Annotated in this window: 14 protein-coding genes and 2 tRNA genes; 12 read left to right on the top strand and 4 right to left on the bottom strand. The window is 68.2% G+C overall.

The genetic code is table 11. The features are described from left to right. Positions 1–154: 154 nt before the first annotated feature. Both NGJ44_RS18140 and NGJ44_RS18135 read left to right on the top strand, forming a co-directional pair. Positions 155–877 (top strand): hypothetical protein, encoded by a 723-nt coding sequence (locus NGJ44_RS18140; RefSeq protein ID WP_152968024.1) that lies wholly within the window; start codon positions 155–157, stop codon positions 875–877. Between the two features lie 15 nt (positions 878–892). Next, positions 893–2,110 (top strand): threonine ammonia-lyase, encoded by a 1,218-nt coding sequence (locus NGJ44_RS18135; RefSeq protein WP_053244859.1) that lies wholly within the window; start codon positions 893–895, stop codon positions 2,108–2,110. A 3-nt stretch (positions 2,111–2,113) separates the two neighbouring features. Here the strand turns inward: NGJ44_RS18135 and NGJ44_RS18130 are convergent, their stop codons facing one another. Beyond that, positions 2,114–2,671, bottom strand: coding sequence for a PIN domain-containing protein (locus NGJ44_RS18130; RefSeq protein ID WP_235489539.1), 558 nt, complete (start codon positions 2,669–2,671; stop codon positions 2,114–2,116). A 623-nt stretch (positions 2,672–3,294) separates the two neighbouring features. Between NGJ44_RS18130 and NGJ44_RS18125 the strand changes: the two genes are divergently transcribed. The 4 genes from NGJ44_RS18125 (at position 3,295) to NGJ44_RS18110 (ending at position 7,541) form a co-directional block, all read left to right on the top strand. After that, positions 3,295–4,245 carry a LysR family transcriptional regulator gene (locus tag NGJ44_RS18125; protein WP_251864871.1) on the top strand — a complete coding sequence of 317 codons (951 nt, stop codon included), beginning with the start codon at positions 3,295–3,297 and terminating at the stop codon, positions 4,243–4,245. 119 nt (positions 4,246–4,364) lie between these two features. After that, positions 4,365–5,573, top strand: a complete 1,209-nt coding sequence (locus NGJ44_RS18120) for a CaiB/BaiF CoA transferase family protein (protein ID WP_502802143.1) — start codon at positions 4,365–4,367, stop codon at positions 5,571–5,573. Positions 5,574–5,646: 73 nt separating this feature from the next. Then, positions 5,647–6,606: a tripartite tricarboxylate transporter substrate binding protein gene (locus tag NGJ44_RS18115; protein ID WP_251864869.1), complete on the top strand. Its 960-nt coding sequence runs from the start codon at positions 5,647–5,649 to the stop codon at positions 6,604–6,606. Positions 6,607–6,617: 11 nt separating this feature from the next. Continuing rightward, entirely contained in the window at positions 6,618–7,541 is a 924-nt protein-coding gene (locus NGJ44_RS18110; protein ID WP_251864867.1) for a hydroxymethylglutaryl-CoA lyase, read from the top strand. Positions 7,542–7,583: 42 nt separating this feature from the next. Here NGJ44_RS18110 and NGJ44_RS18105 read toward each other — a convergent pair whose 3' ends face one another. Both NGJ44_RS18105 and NGJ44_RS18100 read right to left on the bottom strand, forming a co-directional pair. Further along, complete coding sequence (locus NGJ44_RS18105) at positions 7,584–8,021, bottom strand: universal stress protein (RefSeq protein ID WP_053244855.1); 438 nt, start codon at positions 8,019–8,021, stop codon at positions 7,584–7,586. Positions 8,022–8,193: 172 nt separating this feature from the next. Then, complete coding sequence (locus NGJ44_RS18100; RefSeq protein WP_251864865.1) at positions 8,194–8,901, bottom strand: TonB-dependent receptor domain-containing protein; 708 nt, start codon at positions 8,899–8,901, stop codon at positions 8,194–8,196. A gap of 60 nt (positions 8,902–8,961) precedes the next feature. Here NGJ44_RS18100 and NGJ44_RS23135 point away from each other — a divergent pair, with 60 nt between their 5' ends. After that, on the top strand, positions 8,962–9,087 hold the full coding sequence (locus NGJ44_RS23135; RefSeq protein ID WP_286012394.1) for a hypothetical protein: 126 nt from the start codon (positions 8,962–8,964) through the stop codon (positions 9,085–9,087). 426 nt (positions 9,088–9,513) lie between these two features. Here the strand turns inward: NGJ44_RS23135 and NGJ44_RS18095 are convergent. Next, positions 9,514–9,603 (bottom strand) — tRNA-Ser (locus NGJ44_RS18095). A gap of 101 nt (positions 9,604–9,704) precedes the next feature. Between NGJ44_RS18095 and NGJ44_RS18090 the strand changes: the two genes are divergently transcribed. The 5 genes from NGJ44_RS18090 (at position 9,705) to NGJ44_RS18070 (ending at position 14,142) form a co-directional block, all read left to right on the top strand. Further along, a complete protein-coding gene (locus NGJ44_RS18090; protein WP_053244845.1) occupies positions 9,705–10,682 on the top strand; it encodes an NAD(P)H-quinone oxidoreductase in 978 nt (325 codons plus the stop codon). A gap of 256 nt (positions 10,683–10,938) precedes the next feature. Then, positions 10,939–11,685, top strand: a complete 747-nt coding sequence (gene tpiA / locus NGJ44_RS18085; RefSeq protein ID WP_251864863.1) for a triose-phosphate isomerase — start codon at positions 10,939–10,941, stop codon at positions 11,683–11,685. A 21-nt stretch (positions 11,686–11,706) separates the two neighbouring features. After that, on the top strand, positions 11,707–12,222 hold the full coding sequence (secG, locus tag NGJ44_RS18080) for a preprotein translocase subunit SecG (RefSeq protein ID WP_251864861.1): 516 nt from the start codon (positions 11,707–11,709) through the stop codon (positions 12,220–12,222). A gap of 230 nt (positions 12,223–12,452) precedes the next feature. Then, positions 12,453–12,537 (top strand) — tRNA-Leu (locus NGJ44_RS18075). A gap of 375 nt (positions 12,538–12,912) precedes the next feature. After that, the gene (locus tag NGJ44_RS18070; protein ID WP_251864860.1) at positions 12,913–14,142 is read left to right on the top strand and encodes an MFS transporter; all 1,230 of its coding nucleotides are present in this window, start codon (positions 12,913–12,915) and stop codon (positions 14,140–14,142) included. The last annotated feature ends 31 nt before the right edge of the window (positions 14,143–14,173 follow it).

Here is a 14,173-nt window from a genome sequence, read left to right as displayed (position 1 = left end):
ATCCCGGGGCGGGCCATCCCGGGGCGGGCCATCCCGTGCGCGTGCGCCGCTTCGCCGTTGGCGCCCGGCGGCGGTATTACGGTAAATTCGTGCGCGTGGAATCGATGCCGCCCGGTCCCGGGCGCGGCCTGGGGAGGATTCGGATGGTGAGGGCATGAGGAAAAGGCCGGCGTTGGGCGGCATGGCGCTGGCGGCGGTCTTGCTGCTGGGCGGTTGCGCCGGCGGGCAGCCGGGGCAGCCGGGGCCCAGGAGCGAGGCCATGTCGGCGGACCAGTTCGCCCAGACCGATTTCAACCGCACCGTCACGCTCGAAGTCCGGGACAATCTCGCCAGCCTCTATGCGCTGCTCGACAAGCTCTACCGCCGCAATCCGCGCGAATGGCGCAAGAGCGGCGTGCCGGACCACGCCGCGGCGGTGGCGCGCGTGAAACACGCCATCGAGAACCGGGTTCCGCCGGCCGATCTGTCCGGCCTGCACGACATCCAGATCCTCGCGGTGTCGCTGGACCCGGGCTACCCGGGCGATCGGGTGGCCGCCTTCATCTACGGGCTGGCCGACACCATCATCACCGCCCACAACGGCAAGACCCGGCTGTACGTTTCCGACGCGCTGGACGGCCAGCGGGTCTACAATGCCGCTCGGAACGTCGAGGCGGCCGCCTGGCTGCTGGCGACGCGCCGCAACAAGCAGGGCGAACCTCTCCTGCTGGCCAATGAAATGTCCGCCACCGCCTCCAACCTGAGCTTCGAGCGCGAATTCGGCGCCATCATCGGCCGGCTGGATCTCATCGCCAACTTGCTCGGAGAGAATTCACGGCGCATCGGCATCAACTACGCCCAGGGCCTGCTGCTCTTCAATTTCCTGCCTGTGCGCTAACCGGGAATCGCCAACGTGATCGATATCGCCTCCATCCAGACCGCCCGCGAGAACCTGCGCGGCCAGGTGCTGAAAACCCCTTTCACCCTGTCGCGCACGCTGTCCGACATCTTCGGGGCGGAAATCTGGCTGAAATTCGAGAACCTGCAGTTCACCGCCTCGTTCAAGGAGCGCGGCGCGCTCAACCGCATGCTGACCCTGACCGAAGCGGAGCGCGCCAAGGGCGTGATCGCCGTCTCGGCGGGCAACCACGCCCAGGGCGTGGCCTACCATGCCCAGCGCATGGGCGTGCCGGCCGTGATCGTCATGCCGCGTTTCACGCCCACCGTGAAGATCGCCAACACCCGCCGCTTCGGCGCGGAAGTCGTGCTGGCCGGCGACACCTTCGACGACGCCAAGGCGCGCGGCTACCAGCTGGCCCGGGAGCGCGGCCTCGTCATGATCCACCCCTACGACGACGAGGCCGTCATGGCGGGCCAGGGCACCGTGGCCCTGGAAATGCTGGAAGACCAGCCGCAACTCGACACCCTGGTCGTGGCCATCGGCGGCGGCGGATTGATCTCGGGCATGGCCACGGCGGCCAAGGCGCTCAAGCCCGGCATCGAGATCGTGGGCGTGCAGACCGAGCGCTTTCCTTCCATGTACGGCGCCGTGCGCGGCGAATCGCTGCCGCAGGGCGCCTACACCATCGCCGAGGGTATCGCCGTCAAATCGCCGGGCGACCTCACCCTGCCCGTGGTCAGCAAGCTCGTCGACCGCATCGAGCTGGTCAGCGAAAGCGACATCGAGCACGCCATCGTGGTGCTGCTGGAAATCGAGAAATCCGTCGTCGAGGGCGCCGGCGCGGCCGGCCTGGCGGCCCTGTTGCGCGCGCAGGAAGAGGGCAGCGACCGCTACCGTGGCAAGCGCATCGGGCTGGTGCTCACCGGCGGCAACATCGACCCGCTCATGCTGGGCGAACTCATCGAGCGCGGCATGGTCCGCGCCGGCCGCCTCGCCCGCATCCGCGTCGACCTGCGCGACCTGCCCGGCGCGCTGGCCCATGCCACCAAGCTCATCGCCGACGCCCAGGCCAATATCACCGAAGTGCACCACCAGCGCGCCTTCACCGCCTTGCCCGTGCGCAACGTGGAAGTGGATTTCGTGCTGCAGACCCGTGGCCCCGAGCACATCCAGGAAGTGATCGACATGCTCAACGCCGCCGGCTTCCACGCCAGCAACCACGATCACTGAGGCTCAGGAGCGCGCCGCTGCCTCGCGCGCCAGCAGGTTCTTCAGCCGGTACAGACGCTCGCGGTGCAGCGTGGCCGCAAGCGGCTCGGGCTCGCGCCCCAGCGCCACATAATCGTCCGGCACCGCCGCGAGCGCCTCCCGCATCCGGTCCGCGCCTTCCTCCCACCACCGCGACAGCATGCGGTCGGGGTTGAACACATCCAGCCCCTGGCGACGCAGCTCCGAACGGTTGAAATCCTTCAGGTTCCAGGTAAGCACCTGCACCGCCGGCGGCTGCTGCAGCCCGCAGCGCGCCCGCCGCGCCAGGCCCGCCGCGATGACGTGGAAATCCTTGGGATCGCTATACCGCAGGCCGGCCTCGTACGCCTGCGTGTCCGCCTCGCGCGCCTGCGGAAAGCGCGCATTCATGTCCTGCCACTGCTCTTCCAGCACCGCCGGCGGAATCTCCCACAGCCGCGCCGCATTGCGCCGCCACTCCTCGCCGATGCGGTCCGTCCAGACCGGCGCATACACCCCCGCCTGCGCCAGCCGCAGCAACAGCCGCCGCAGAATGCCGGACATGAGGACGCAGGCGTCGATGACGATGAAAGGTGGGATGGGGGTCACGGTAAAGGGCCGGCGCATGCAACACCGGCTCAAGAATAGAGGAAATGGTGCCCGAGACCGGGATCGAACCGGTACGGCCTTGCGGCCGAGGGATTTTCTTACCACTTCGGCTTTCGCCGCCAGCAGGGCTGTTCGTGGTCTGGAGCACGCCTTCGCCATAGCCTCGCGGCCTTAGGCGCCCGCCGTCTGCTCTCTACACCTTCCTGGCCAGCGGGGCCAGGCTTGGCTCGGCGTTGGCTCGGACCGGGGTCCAGGGCGTTCGCCGAGTTTGACGGGCTGCACCGCCGGGGTTTCCCCCGGCGGGCTCAAATTGTTCAAGTCCCTTGTGTCTACCAATTTCACCACTCGGGCGCCGCGGCCCTGGGGCGGCAGCGGGGCCGGCGCGCACGCATCGCGCGCGGCCGCCGGAGGGCGAGACTATACCACCAGGGCGGCCTGCGGCCAGGGCGCGCTCACCCTGAAAGGAGCGTCGCACAGGCGGACAATCGGGCGGGCGTCAGGCCAGACGCGGCCGGGCTGACAGGCCCTAGGGGAAACCCCGATCCCGCGGGCCGCGGCAGGCGGGGACACTTTCCGGCATGAAGCCGCTCCCGTTCGCACACCCGCATCCGCGCGATATCGATCCCGTTTCCCTGCGCCTGTTCCTGGCCGCGCTCGAGGAGGGCAGCCTGGCGCGTGCGGCCGCGAGGGAGAATCTCGTGCCTTCGGCGGTGAGCAAGCGCATGGCCGAGATGGAAGAGGCGTTCGGCGTGCCGCTGCTGGAGCGCGGCGTGCGCGGGGTGCAGGCGACGCCGGCGGGCAACGCGCTGGCCGAGCACGCGCGCATGGTGCTGCGCGCCATGGAGCGCATGCACCGGGAGATGCGGGGGTTCGCCACGGGTATCCGCGGCCGGGTGCGGCTGGCGGTGAGCGTGGCGGCGCTGGCGGGCGAGCTGCCCGAGCGCATCCAGTCGTTCCGGCGCGCCTGCCCGCAGATCGAGCTGTCCTTGACCGAAGACACGACCCGGCAGGTGTTCCAGGAGGTGCTGCACGGACGCGCGGACGTGGCCGTGGGCTCGGATTTCAGCCACGAGGGCCTGCAGGTGTTTCCGTACGGGCATTGCGAGCTGGCGGCGGTGGTGCCGGCCCAGCATTCGCTGGCCGACCGCGACGTGCTGGACTATGCGCAGTTGCTGCCTTACGAGCAGATCGAACTCAACCGCGACAACGGCATCAGCGAGGTGTTCGAGCGCGCCGCGCGCGAGGCCGGCGTGCGGCGCCGCATCAGCGCGCGGGTGAGCGCCCACGAAACCATATGCGCGCTGGTGGCGCGCGGCCTGGGCGTCGGCGTGGTGCCGCTGTATCTCAAAGACAGGCACGGAGGGCCGGAGCTGCGTTTCATTGCCTTGAGCGGACCGTGGGCGGCCACGCGCATCTGCGTGGCGGTGCGGGAACCGGACACGCTCGCCCCGGCGGCGCGGGCCTGGCTCGCGCATCTGGGCGTGCTGCCCGCAGAGAGCAGGCCCGAGGCCGGGCCTGCCTGGGGGTAACCCGGACGTTCCGAAAAGAGAATGCCCCGTTTCTGAAAGACCGCTTTTCCGCCGGAAGCGGGCCCGCGATCATGGCCGTGCTGGCGCCGCAACCAAAATACAGCCATGAGGATAGGTGGATGACAAAGATGTCGGGTAGCCCGTTTATGGACGGCTCGGAGCTGCCGCTGCGCGGGATCAGGGTTCTGGAGCTTTCCCACATGATCATGGGCCCGGCCGCCGGGTTGGCGCTGGCGGACCTGGGGGCCGAGGTCATCAAGCTGGAGCCGATGGAAGGCGACCGCACGCGCCGCCTGAAGGGATCGGGCAGCGGCTATTTTCCCGTGTTCAACCGCAACAAGCAGAGCCTGGCGGTTGATCTCAAGTCGGCCGAGGGCTGCGAGCTCGCGCGCCGGCTGGCGCTGCGGGCCGATATGGTGGTGGAGAATTTCCGCGACGGCGGCCTGGCCCAGTACGGCCTGGATTATGAATCGCTGTCCGCCGCGAACCCCGGGTTGATCTATGTGTCGCTCAAGGGCTTCCTGTCGGGTCCGTACAAACTCCGCACCGCGCTGGACGAGGTGGTGCAGATGATGGGCGGGCTGGCCTACATCAATGGCGGCGTCGATGCGCCGCAGCGGGTGGCCGCTTCGGTCAACGACATCCTGGGCGGCACGTTCGGCGTGGTGGGCGCCCTGGCGGCGCTGCACGACCGGCACGCCACCGGTCGCGGACGGCACGTGCGTGCGGGGCTGTTCGAGAACAACCTGCTGCTGGTGGCGCAGTTCATTGCGCAATACCAGCTCACGGGCGACGCGCCCAAGCCCATGGGCGCGGAGCGGCGTCCGCCCTGGGGTGTCTACGACGTGTTCGACACCGCGGACGGCCGGGTATTCGTGGCGGTGGTGGGCGATGCGCAGTGGCGCAATTTCGCGCAGCGCTTTCTGCCGCCGGAGTGGGCCGCCGACCCTCGCCTGGCCACGGCAGTGGACCGCGAGGCGGCGCGTTCGTGGCTGGTGCCCGGCGTGGCCGAAATCCTCAAGTCGTGGAAGACCGCCGACCTGTGCGCGGCGCTGGAGGCGGCCAACCTGTCGTACGGGCCGATACGCCAGCCGCACGAGCTGCTGGACGACGAGCACCTGAAGGCCGGCGGCGCGCTGCTCAAGACCCGGCTGCCGGAGGGCGGGGAGATTTCCGCGGCCGCGCTGCCCATCGAATTCGACGGACGCAAGGCAGGCAAGCGCTCCGACCCGCCCGCCCGGGGCGCACACACGCGGGACATTCTGCTGCGTATGGGGCTGGATGCGCAGCGCATCGACGCGCTGCGCGAGGCGGGCGTGATTGCATGAATGGATCCGGGGCGCGGCCCCGGCCCCGAGGCGGCGCCAGACCGCCCGGCTTTTTCATCGAAGAGGAGACGACATGGTACGCAAGCTGTTGGCCGTGGCCGCCATGGCCCTGGCCTGCGCCGCACAGGCGCAGGACTATCCGAGCAAGCCTATCCGCATCATCATTCCGTCCACGCCGGGCGGGGGCACCGACTACATCGGCCGCCTCATGGGGTCCAAGCTGCACGAGCTGAACGGCTGGGCGGTGGTGCCGGAGAACAAGCCGGGCGCGGGCACCGCGCTGGGGCTGGCCGAGGCCGCCCGGGCGCCGGCGCAGGGCTACGACCTGGTGATCGGCCAGTCCGACAACGTCACGCTGATTCCGCTGCTGATGAAGGTTTCGTACGACCCGATCAAGGACCTGGCTCCCGTGGCGCTGGTGGCCACTACGCCCATGGTGCTGCTGGTGGCGGAGAGCTCGCCCTACAAGAGCCTGCCCGAAGTTATCGAGGCGGCGCGCAAGGACCCCAACAAGATTTCCTACGGTACCTCGGGCACCGGGGGCGGCGTGCACATCGCCATGGAGATGCTGCAGCATTCCGCCGGCGTGAAGATGCAGCACGTGCCCTACAAAGGGTCCGCGCCCGCGCTGGCCGACCTGATGGGCGGGCATTTGCAGTTCGCCGGCTCGTCGATTTCATCGGCGGCCTCGCTTATCAAGGCGGGCAAGGTGAGGGCGCTGGCCGTGACTTCGCCCAGGCGCAATCCCGCCCTGCCGGACGTGCCGACCGTGGCGGAGCTGGGCTACAAGGATTGCGACATGGTGACCTACTATGGCGTGCTCGCGCCGGCACGCACGCCGCCGGCCGTGGTGGCGCGCCTGAACGCCGACTTCAACAGGCTGCTCGCGCGCCAGGACGTGCGCGACGCGCTGGCCTCGCAGGGGCTGGAGGCCGAGCCGGCGAGCTCCGACCAGTTCGCCGCGCTGATCCGCCAGGACATCGGCAAGGCCCGGCGAGCCATCGCGGCGGCCGGCATCAGGGTGCAGCAATAGCGGAGGCGGCAATGAGCGAGACGGTCCGGATCTGCGAAGTGGGGCCGCGCGACGGCTTGCAGATGGCGCGCGGCGCGATGGCGACGGCCGACAAACTGCACTGGATCGCGCAGTTGGCCGCGGCCGGGCTGCCGGAAATCGAGGTGGGCAGCTTCGTATCGCCGCGGCTGGTCCCGGCCATGGCCGACACCGGGGAGGTGCTGCCGCATGCCCTGGCGCTGGAGGGCATCGCCGTCTGCGCGCTGGCCTGCAATCTCAAGGGCGCGATCGCGGCCTACGAGGCGGGCGCGCAGGTGGTGGCGATTCCGGTATCGGTCAGCGACACGCACAGCCGCGCCAACGTGGGCAAGAGCACCCAGGCGCAGATCGACGTGGTGGCCGCCATCGCCGACTGGCTGCACGCACAGCCGCGACCCGTGCGTATCGACGCCGCCGTGGCGACGGCGTTCGGCTGTTCCATGGAGGGAGAGGTGCCCGTCGACCGCGTGGCGTCGGTGGCCGCCGCGCTGGAACGCGCCGGCGTGGACGAGCTGGCGCTGGCCGACACCGTGGGCTATGCGCATCCGGGACGCGTGCGCCAAGCCGTGCGCGCTACGCAGGACGCGGTGGGGGCCCGGCTGGTCAAGCTGCATCTGCACGACACCCTGGGCCTGGGGCTGGCCAATGCGCTGGCAGGGCTCGAAGAAGGCATACGCGCCTTCGACGCCTGCCTCGGCGGGCTGGGTGGCTGCCCGTTCGCACCCGGCGCATCGGGCAACATCGTGACCGAAGACCTGGTTTTCATGCTGGAAAGCATGGGCTATCGAACCGGCGTGGATCTCGCGCGACTCATCGAGGCGCGCCAACTGCTGGCGGCCAGCCTGCCGCGGGAAACGCTGCGCAGCGGGGTGGCGGCGGCGGGCATCCCGCCGACGTTTCGCGCCAGGCAAGCGTGAGCCTGCCGGCGCGCACGGCGCGAAGGCGGTCCGGCGGCGGGCTCAGCGGTACACCAGCACCGGCACCTTGGAGTGCGCCAGCACTTTCTGCGTGACGCTGCCCAGCAGCACCGCCGCCACGCCGCCCCGGCCGTGCGAAGACATGGCGATCAGGTCACAGCCCTGCGTGACGGCGACATCGACAATGGCCTGGTAGATGGCCTCGTGTTCACGCAGGTCCGTCTTGCATGGCACGCCGGCCGCCTTGGCCTTGTCTTCGGCCTCGCGCAGATACGAGCGCGCCAGTTCGCGCGACTGTTCCTCGTAGACCGACCGCATGCCTTCGAAGCGCACTGTTTCCGAGGAGGGCATCTGGAAGGGCGTGATTACCGTGAGCACGGTGACGCTGGCCTGCAACGCGCGCGCCAGTTCCAGTCCTTGCGCCAGGCCGGAATCGGCCAGGCTGGATCCATCGATGGGGATGAGGATGTGCTTGATCATGACGGCCTCCGGAGGAATGGGCGGCGGGGCGCCGCCGAGGGTTGGGGGGGCGCAGCGGGACGACAAACGCAACTCTATCCTACGCCCGTGCCGGGCCGGAGGGAATATGCCGCAAGCATGGCCAGTCATGCGGCCCGCAACCGGCGCGGCCGCCGGGGCCGCGCCGTCCGCCTCAGAATCTATAGCGCAGGGTGGCCATGACTTCGGCGGGCGTGCCCCAGATGCCCTGGCCATGCCAGTTGACGGCGCGCTGGTATTTCTTGTCGAACACGTTGTTCACGTTCACCTGCAAGGACAGGTCCGGCGAGAGCTGGTAGCGGGCCATCAGGTTGGTGATGGCATACCCTCCCTGTTCCTGGCTCTCGCGGTTGGGGCCAACGCCGTCGTAGTAGGCGCGGCTCTGCCAGTTGACGCCGCCGCCTATCGTCAGGCGGTGCCAGTCTACGGGCAATTGATAAGCGGTGAACGGACGCAACAGGGTGCGCGGGCGCTCGGTGTTGATGTCCTTGCCAGCCGCGTCCTGGGCGATGAAGCGCGTGGCGCCGAGGAAGAGTTGCCAGCCCCGCGCGATCTCGCTCGTCCTGGAAGTTGAAGATGCTGGTGTAGGTGGCGTAGACCGGGTATGTCGGGGTGAGGCCGTAGACCACCCCGGCATAAGGGACGAACTTGTGATCGCGGTATTCGTATTCCCCGGACGAGGCCCAGCCCGCGCCTTCCCGCTGCGTTTGCGTTCGTAGCGGTCGAAGAAGGATTTCTTGTCTTCGTGCGACGCGACCAGGCGCGTGCGGATGCGTCCGTCTTCGGTGACCGGCGTGGACAGGTCCAGCGTGCCGCGGTAGTTGCCCCAGGAGCCGACGCTGATCTTGTCGAACTCGACCAACTGACCGAACGGGCCACCCGCTCGCGCGATACGTCGCCGCGTGCGCTTTGGTTCCGCCACATGCTCGACCACTGCAACGAGGTCATGAGCGGCAAGGCCAATCCCGCCGACAACGACTGGTTCAACAACAAGGCTGGGTATCGCCGCGGCATCTACGTGTTTCAGGAGGTCGCACATGACGACTGACCTCAAGCACGATCAGGCCCTTTTGGCTCAAGGGACCCGCGCGTGAAGGTCCGCCGCTGCCTGATGTGCGGCAACGATTTTTGGAGCGCCCACGCGGGAAGCTGATCCACGGGCGCTTGGCAACCCCGGAGGAGCGCGAGGCATTGATGCTCAAGATGGAGCACGTCCGATCCGAAGCAGGCCCGAAGTGGTTGAGCCCGGAAGCTACGCAGCGCGTGGTCACGAGGATGAAGCCCCATGCGAAGCGGCTGCGCGAAGTCAAACGTCAGCAGGACGTCACCAAGTAACAAAAAGCCGCCTCAAGGGGCGGCTCGTTGTCGTCTCACAACATCATTTTCCGTCGCATCCCATCACTTTCTGGAAGGCGGGTTTTTAGGCGGGTTCATCCTGAAAACCATGCGGAGAACCCACTAAATACAGCAAAATTGGCGGAAGCGGTGGGATTCGAACCCACGAAGGGCGCAAACCCTTGCCGGTTTTCAAGACCGGTGCCTTCAACCGCTCGGCCACGCTTCCGGTGGGGCAAGCGGCCGCCAGGCAAACGAAAAGCCGGCGCGGGGCGCGGCTTGCCCACCAAAGGGCGCAATAATAATCCATTTACCGCACAAGGAGACATCATGAAGGCTGTTGAAATCTCGCGCCCGGGCGGGCCGGAGGTGCTGGTGGCCGTCGAGCGCCCCACGCCGGAGCCGGGCGCCGGCGAAGTCCTGATCAAGGTGAGCGCGGCGGGCATCAACCGTCCCGATGTCTTCCAGCGCAAGGGCGCTTACCCGCCGCCGCGTGGCGCGTCGGACCTGCCCGGTCTGGAAGTGGCGGGCGAAATCGTGGGCGGCGACCTGGCCGGCACCGACCTGGCGCTGGGCGATCGCGTCTGCGCGCTGGTGGCGGGAGGCGGCTACGCCGAATATTGCGTGGCGCCCGCGGCGCAGTGCCTGCCCATTCCGCAGGGGCTGTCCGACATCGAGGCGGCCGGCCTGCCGGAAACCTATTTCACCGTCTGGAGCAACGTCTTCGATCGCGGCCGGCTGGCCGAGGGCGAGACGCTGCTGGTGCATGGCGGCGCGAGCGGCATCGGCACCACGGCCATCCAGCTGGCGCGCGCCATGGGCAACCCCGTGTATGCCACGGTGGGCAGCGACGAACGCGCGCGCGCCGTGGAGTCGCTGGGCGCGGCCAAGGGCATCAACTACAAGACGCAGGACTTCGTGCAGGAAGTGAAGAACGCCACGGACGGGCGCGGCGTGGACGTCATTCTCGACATGGTGGCGGGCGATTACATCGCGCGCGACATCCAGTGCCTGGCCGACGACGGCCGCATCGTCATCATCGCGCAACTGGGCGGCTCGCAGGCGCAGGTGGATACCAACCAGGTGATGCGCCGCCGGCTCACCATTACCGGCTCCACCCTGCGCCCGCGCCCGGTGGCGTTCAAGGGCGCCATTGCCCGCGCCTTGCGCGAACGGGTGTGGCCGCTGCTGGAGCAGGGCGCCATCAGACCCATCGTGCATGCGACGTTCCCGCTTGAACAGGCCGCGCAGGCGCACGCCATGATGGAAAGCGGCGAGAACATCGGCAAGATCATCCTGACAGTCTGAAGCGTCCTCGGCGCGCCTTGCGGTTCGTTCGGCGCGCCGGCCCACAACAGGATACAATCTAAGGTTTGACCTGGAATTTTTTCCAGGTCGGCCCGTGGGCGTATGCCTGGTTCGCGGGACCGTTCACGGGGCAGCCGGCCGCGGCTTCGCGGTGGACGGCCGCAGGCCCGACGCCGTGGCGGGCCCGGACTGCGTACCGGCCGTATCCGTGCGTGCGGGCTCGCCTCCTGGACTCTATTTCTCTGATACTTGCGCCATGACTTCAGTCGAAAACCGCGCCCGCCTCGTGCTGGGCAACTGGAAGATGCACGGCAACCTGGCCGAGAATGCCGCGTTGCTGACCGAGCTGCGCGCCGCGGATGCTGCGAGCCATTGCGAAATCGGCGTCTGCGTGCCGTTTCCCTATCTGGCCCAGGCCGCTTCGGCCCTGACGGGCAGCGCCGTCTCCTGGGGGGCGCAAGACGTCAGCGCTCACGAGAAGGGCGCCTACACCGGCGAAGTCTCCGGCCCCATGCTGAAGGAATTCGGCTGCCGCTGGGCGCTGGCCGGCCATTCCGAGCGCCGCACCCTGCACGGCGAAACCGACCAGATCGTGGCCGACAAGGCCCGCGCCGCCCTGGCCGCGGGGCTGACGCCCGTAGTCTGCGTGGGCGAATCCCTGGCCGACCGCGACGCCGGCAGCACGCTGGCCGTCATCCAGCGCCAGCTGGAGCCCGTTCTGGCGCTGGGCGCCGGGGCCGTGTCGCGCATGGTGCTGGCCTATGAGCCCGTGTGGGCGATCGGCACCGGCCGCAGCGCCACGCCCGAGCAGGCCCAGGAAGTGCACGGCGCCATCCGCGCCGCCCTGGCCGCGCTGGGCGCGGCCAGGGTGCAGGTGCTTTACGGCGGCAGCGTCAAGGCCGCCAACGCCGCCAGCTTGTTCGCCATGCCCGATATCGATGGAGCCCTGGTTGGCGGCGCGTCGCTCGTGGCCGAAGAATTCCTGCGTATCGCCGCTATCTAAGTTTCCGTTCCGGAGTTCGTAATGCCCTTGATTCTCAAACTTCTGCTGGTCGTCCAAGTGATATCGGCGCTGGCTATCATCGTGCTGGTCCTGCTGCAGCAGGGCAAAGGCGCCGACATGGGGTCCGCCTTCGGCAGCGGGTCCGCCGGCAGCCTGTTCGGGGCCACCGGCGCCGCCAACTTCCTGTCGCGCATGACCAAATGGTGCGCGGTCGTTTTCTTCGCCTCCACCGCCGGCCTGGCCTACATGAGCCACAAGGGCTCCAGCCCCGCGGCCGTCGATTCCGGCGTGATGCAGGACTACCCGGCCGACCGCTCCGTGCCCCAGGTGCCCGGCCAGCCCGCCACGGGCGGTGCGTCTTCCGTGCCCGGTGCGGCCTCGGTGCCGGCGGCTCCCGCCAAGCCCGACGCGTCCGTGCCGTCGGCGCCGGCCACGCCGGCGGCCGGCGGCAAGCCGGCGGGCGAGGAAAAGCCCGCTGCCGAGAAGCCCGCGGCTGGCGACAAATCGACCGAAACCCCGGCCGCGCCCGCGAAGTAAAATCCCGTCAGGGCGGACCTGACAATGTTCGCCCTGACACGCACGATGTTCTCCCAACGGAGCGGATTTCGTGCTAGAATGCACGACTTTCCGGTAACGCTTTTGGGCGCATGGCCGGAAGTGCAGGGCCCGAAGTACAAGGCCGGAAGTACGATGCCGGAAGTACAGGGCCAGAAGTGCACGTGCCAAGAGGGGGAAGAAAAACCTTTCCGGCCGTGCCCACCCAGATTGCCGACGTGGTGAAATTGGTAGACACGCTATCTTGAGGGGGTAGTGGCGAAAGCTGTGCGAGTTCGAGTCTCGCCGTCGGCACCAGGATCTGATTCCAGGCAGTACCTGCAGGCAGTGCCTGGCAATCCATGAAACCCGCATTTCTCATACGAGGATGCGGGTTTTTGCATTTGGCGGCCAAGGTAAAACAGCTTCAACGTGAAACAGCCTTAGCGTAAAAAGCGAGCCGCATGGAAGCGAAAAGCGCTGAGGCTCAGCGCGCTCGTAAACGCGCTTCCCAGAATCGAAACCATGCCGCTGGCACGGTTCTCACCATGGACCGGACGCGCCGGAGCGCCTGACCGGCCCTGCCGGGACGGCTTCCCCCGGACGCGCAGCGAACGTCCGATGCCGTTTGCGCAAAAGCGTTATCCTCTCGCTAAATAACCAATAATTATTTAGTTATTACCGAGGTGAGCCTTGTCGTCCGTTGCGCCCGCAGCACCCAGCATTCCCGTCCAGGAACTCTCGCCGCAGGAACAGCGCGGCAACATCGCACGGCTGACCATCGCCCAGGCGCTGGCCGGCGCGAATTCCGTCGTGGTCTACGCCACCGGGGCGATCGTCGGCGACATGCTGGCGCCGGACAAGGCGTTGGCCACCTTGCCCATCTCCATTTTCGTGGTGGGCATGGCGGCCTGCATCATGCCGGCCGGCGCCATCGCGCGCCGCCATGGCAGAAGAGCCGCGTTCCTGGCCGGCACCGGCTGCGGGGTGCTCGTGGGCCTGCTGGCGGCCGCGGCCGTGGTGTCGAGCTCGTTCCGGCTTTTCTGCCTGGCGACTTTCTTTGGCGGCGCGTACGCGGCCGTGGTGCTGTCTTTCCGGTTCGCCGCGGCGGACGGCGTTTCTCCCGCGCTGCGGGCGCGCGCGCTTTCTTTCGTGATGGGAGGAGGCGTGGCGGCGGGCGTGGTCGGGCCACAGCTCGTCACCCACACTATGTATCTGTGGCAACCGCACATGTTTGCCGCCACCTTTCTCGTGCAGGCCGCGGTGGCGGCGCTGTCGGCGCTCGTTCTGCTGGGAGTCCGGCTGCCGACGCCGACGCCCGCGGAAGTCGCGCTGGGGCGGCCGTTGGCCGTCATTGCGCGCCAGCCCCGGTTCATCACGGCCGTCATCTGCGGCGCCGTTTCCTATATGCTGATGAACTTCCTCATGACCGCCGCCCCGCTGGCCATGCATCTCTGCGGCCATTCCCAGGAGAACGCCAACCTGGGTCTGCAGTGGCATGTCATCGCCATGTATGCGCCCAGCTTTTTTACCGGGCGGCTGATCGTCCGGTTCGGGGCCGGGCGCATCGTGGCGGCCGGACTGCTGCTGATCGGCGTGTCCGCGGCCGTCGGTCTGACCGGCATCGGGATCTCCCATTTCTGGCTGACGCTGGTCCTGCTCGGAATCGGCTGGAATTTCGGTTTCGTGGGCGCTTCCGCGCTCGTGCTGGAATGCCACCGCCCGGAAGAAAAAAACCGGGTGCAGTCGCTCAACGATTTCGTCGTCTTCGGCACAATGGCGGTCGGCTCGTTCGCGTCCGGAGGGCTGCTCGCCGCCTACGATTGGGATACCGTGCTGTGGGTGTCTTTTGTGCCGCTGGCCCTGGCGGTCGCGGTGCTCGGCGCCGCCGCGAGGCATGTCGGGCAGCGGGCGAAGTCGTGATGCCGGGGCGGTCGAGGATATGGATGCCCGA

The organism is Achromobacter sp. Marseille-Q4962 (assembly GCF_943737005.1).
In the GTDB taxonomy this organism is placed as follows: domain Bacteria; phylum Pseudomonadota; class Gammaproteobacteria; order Burkholderiales; family Burkholderiaceae_B; genus Achromobacter.
This window is presented reverse-complemented; position numbering and strand designations above follow the sequence as displayed.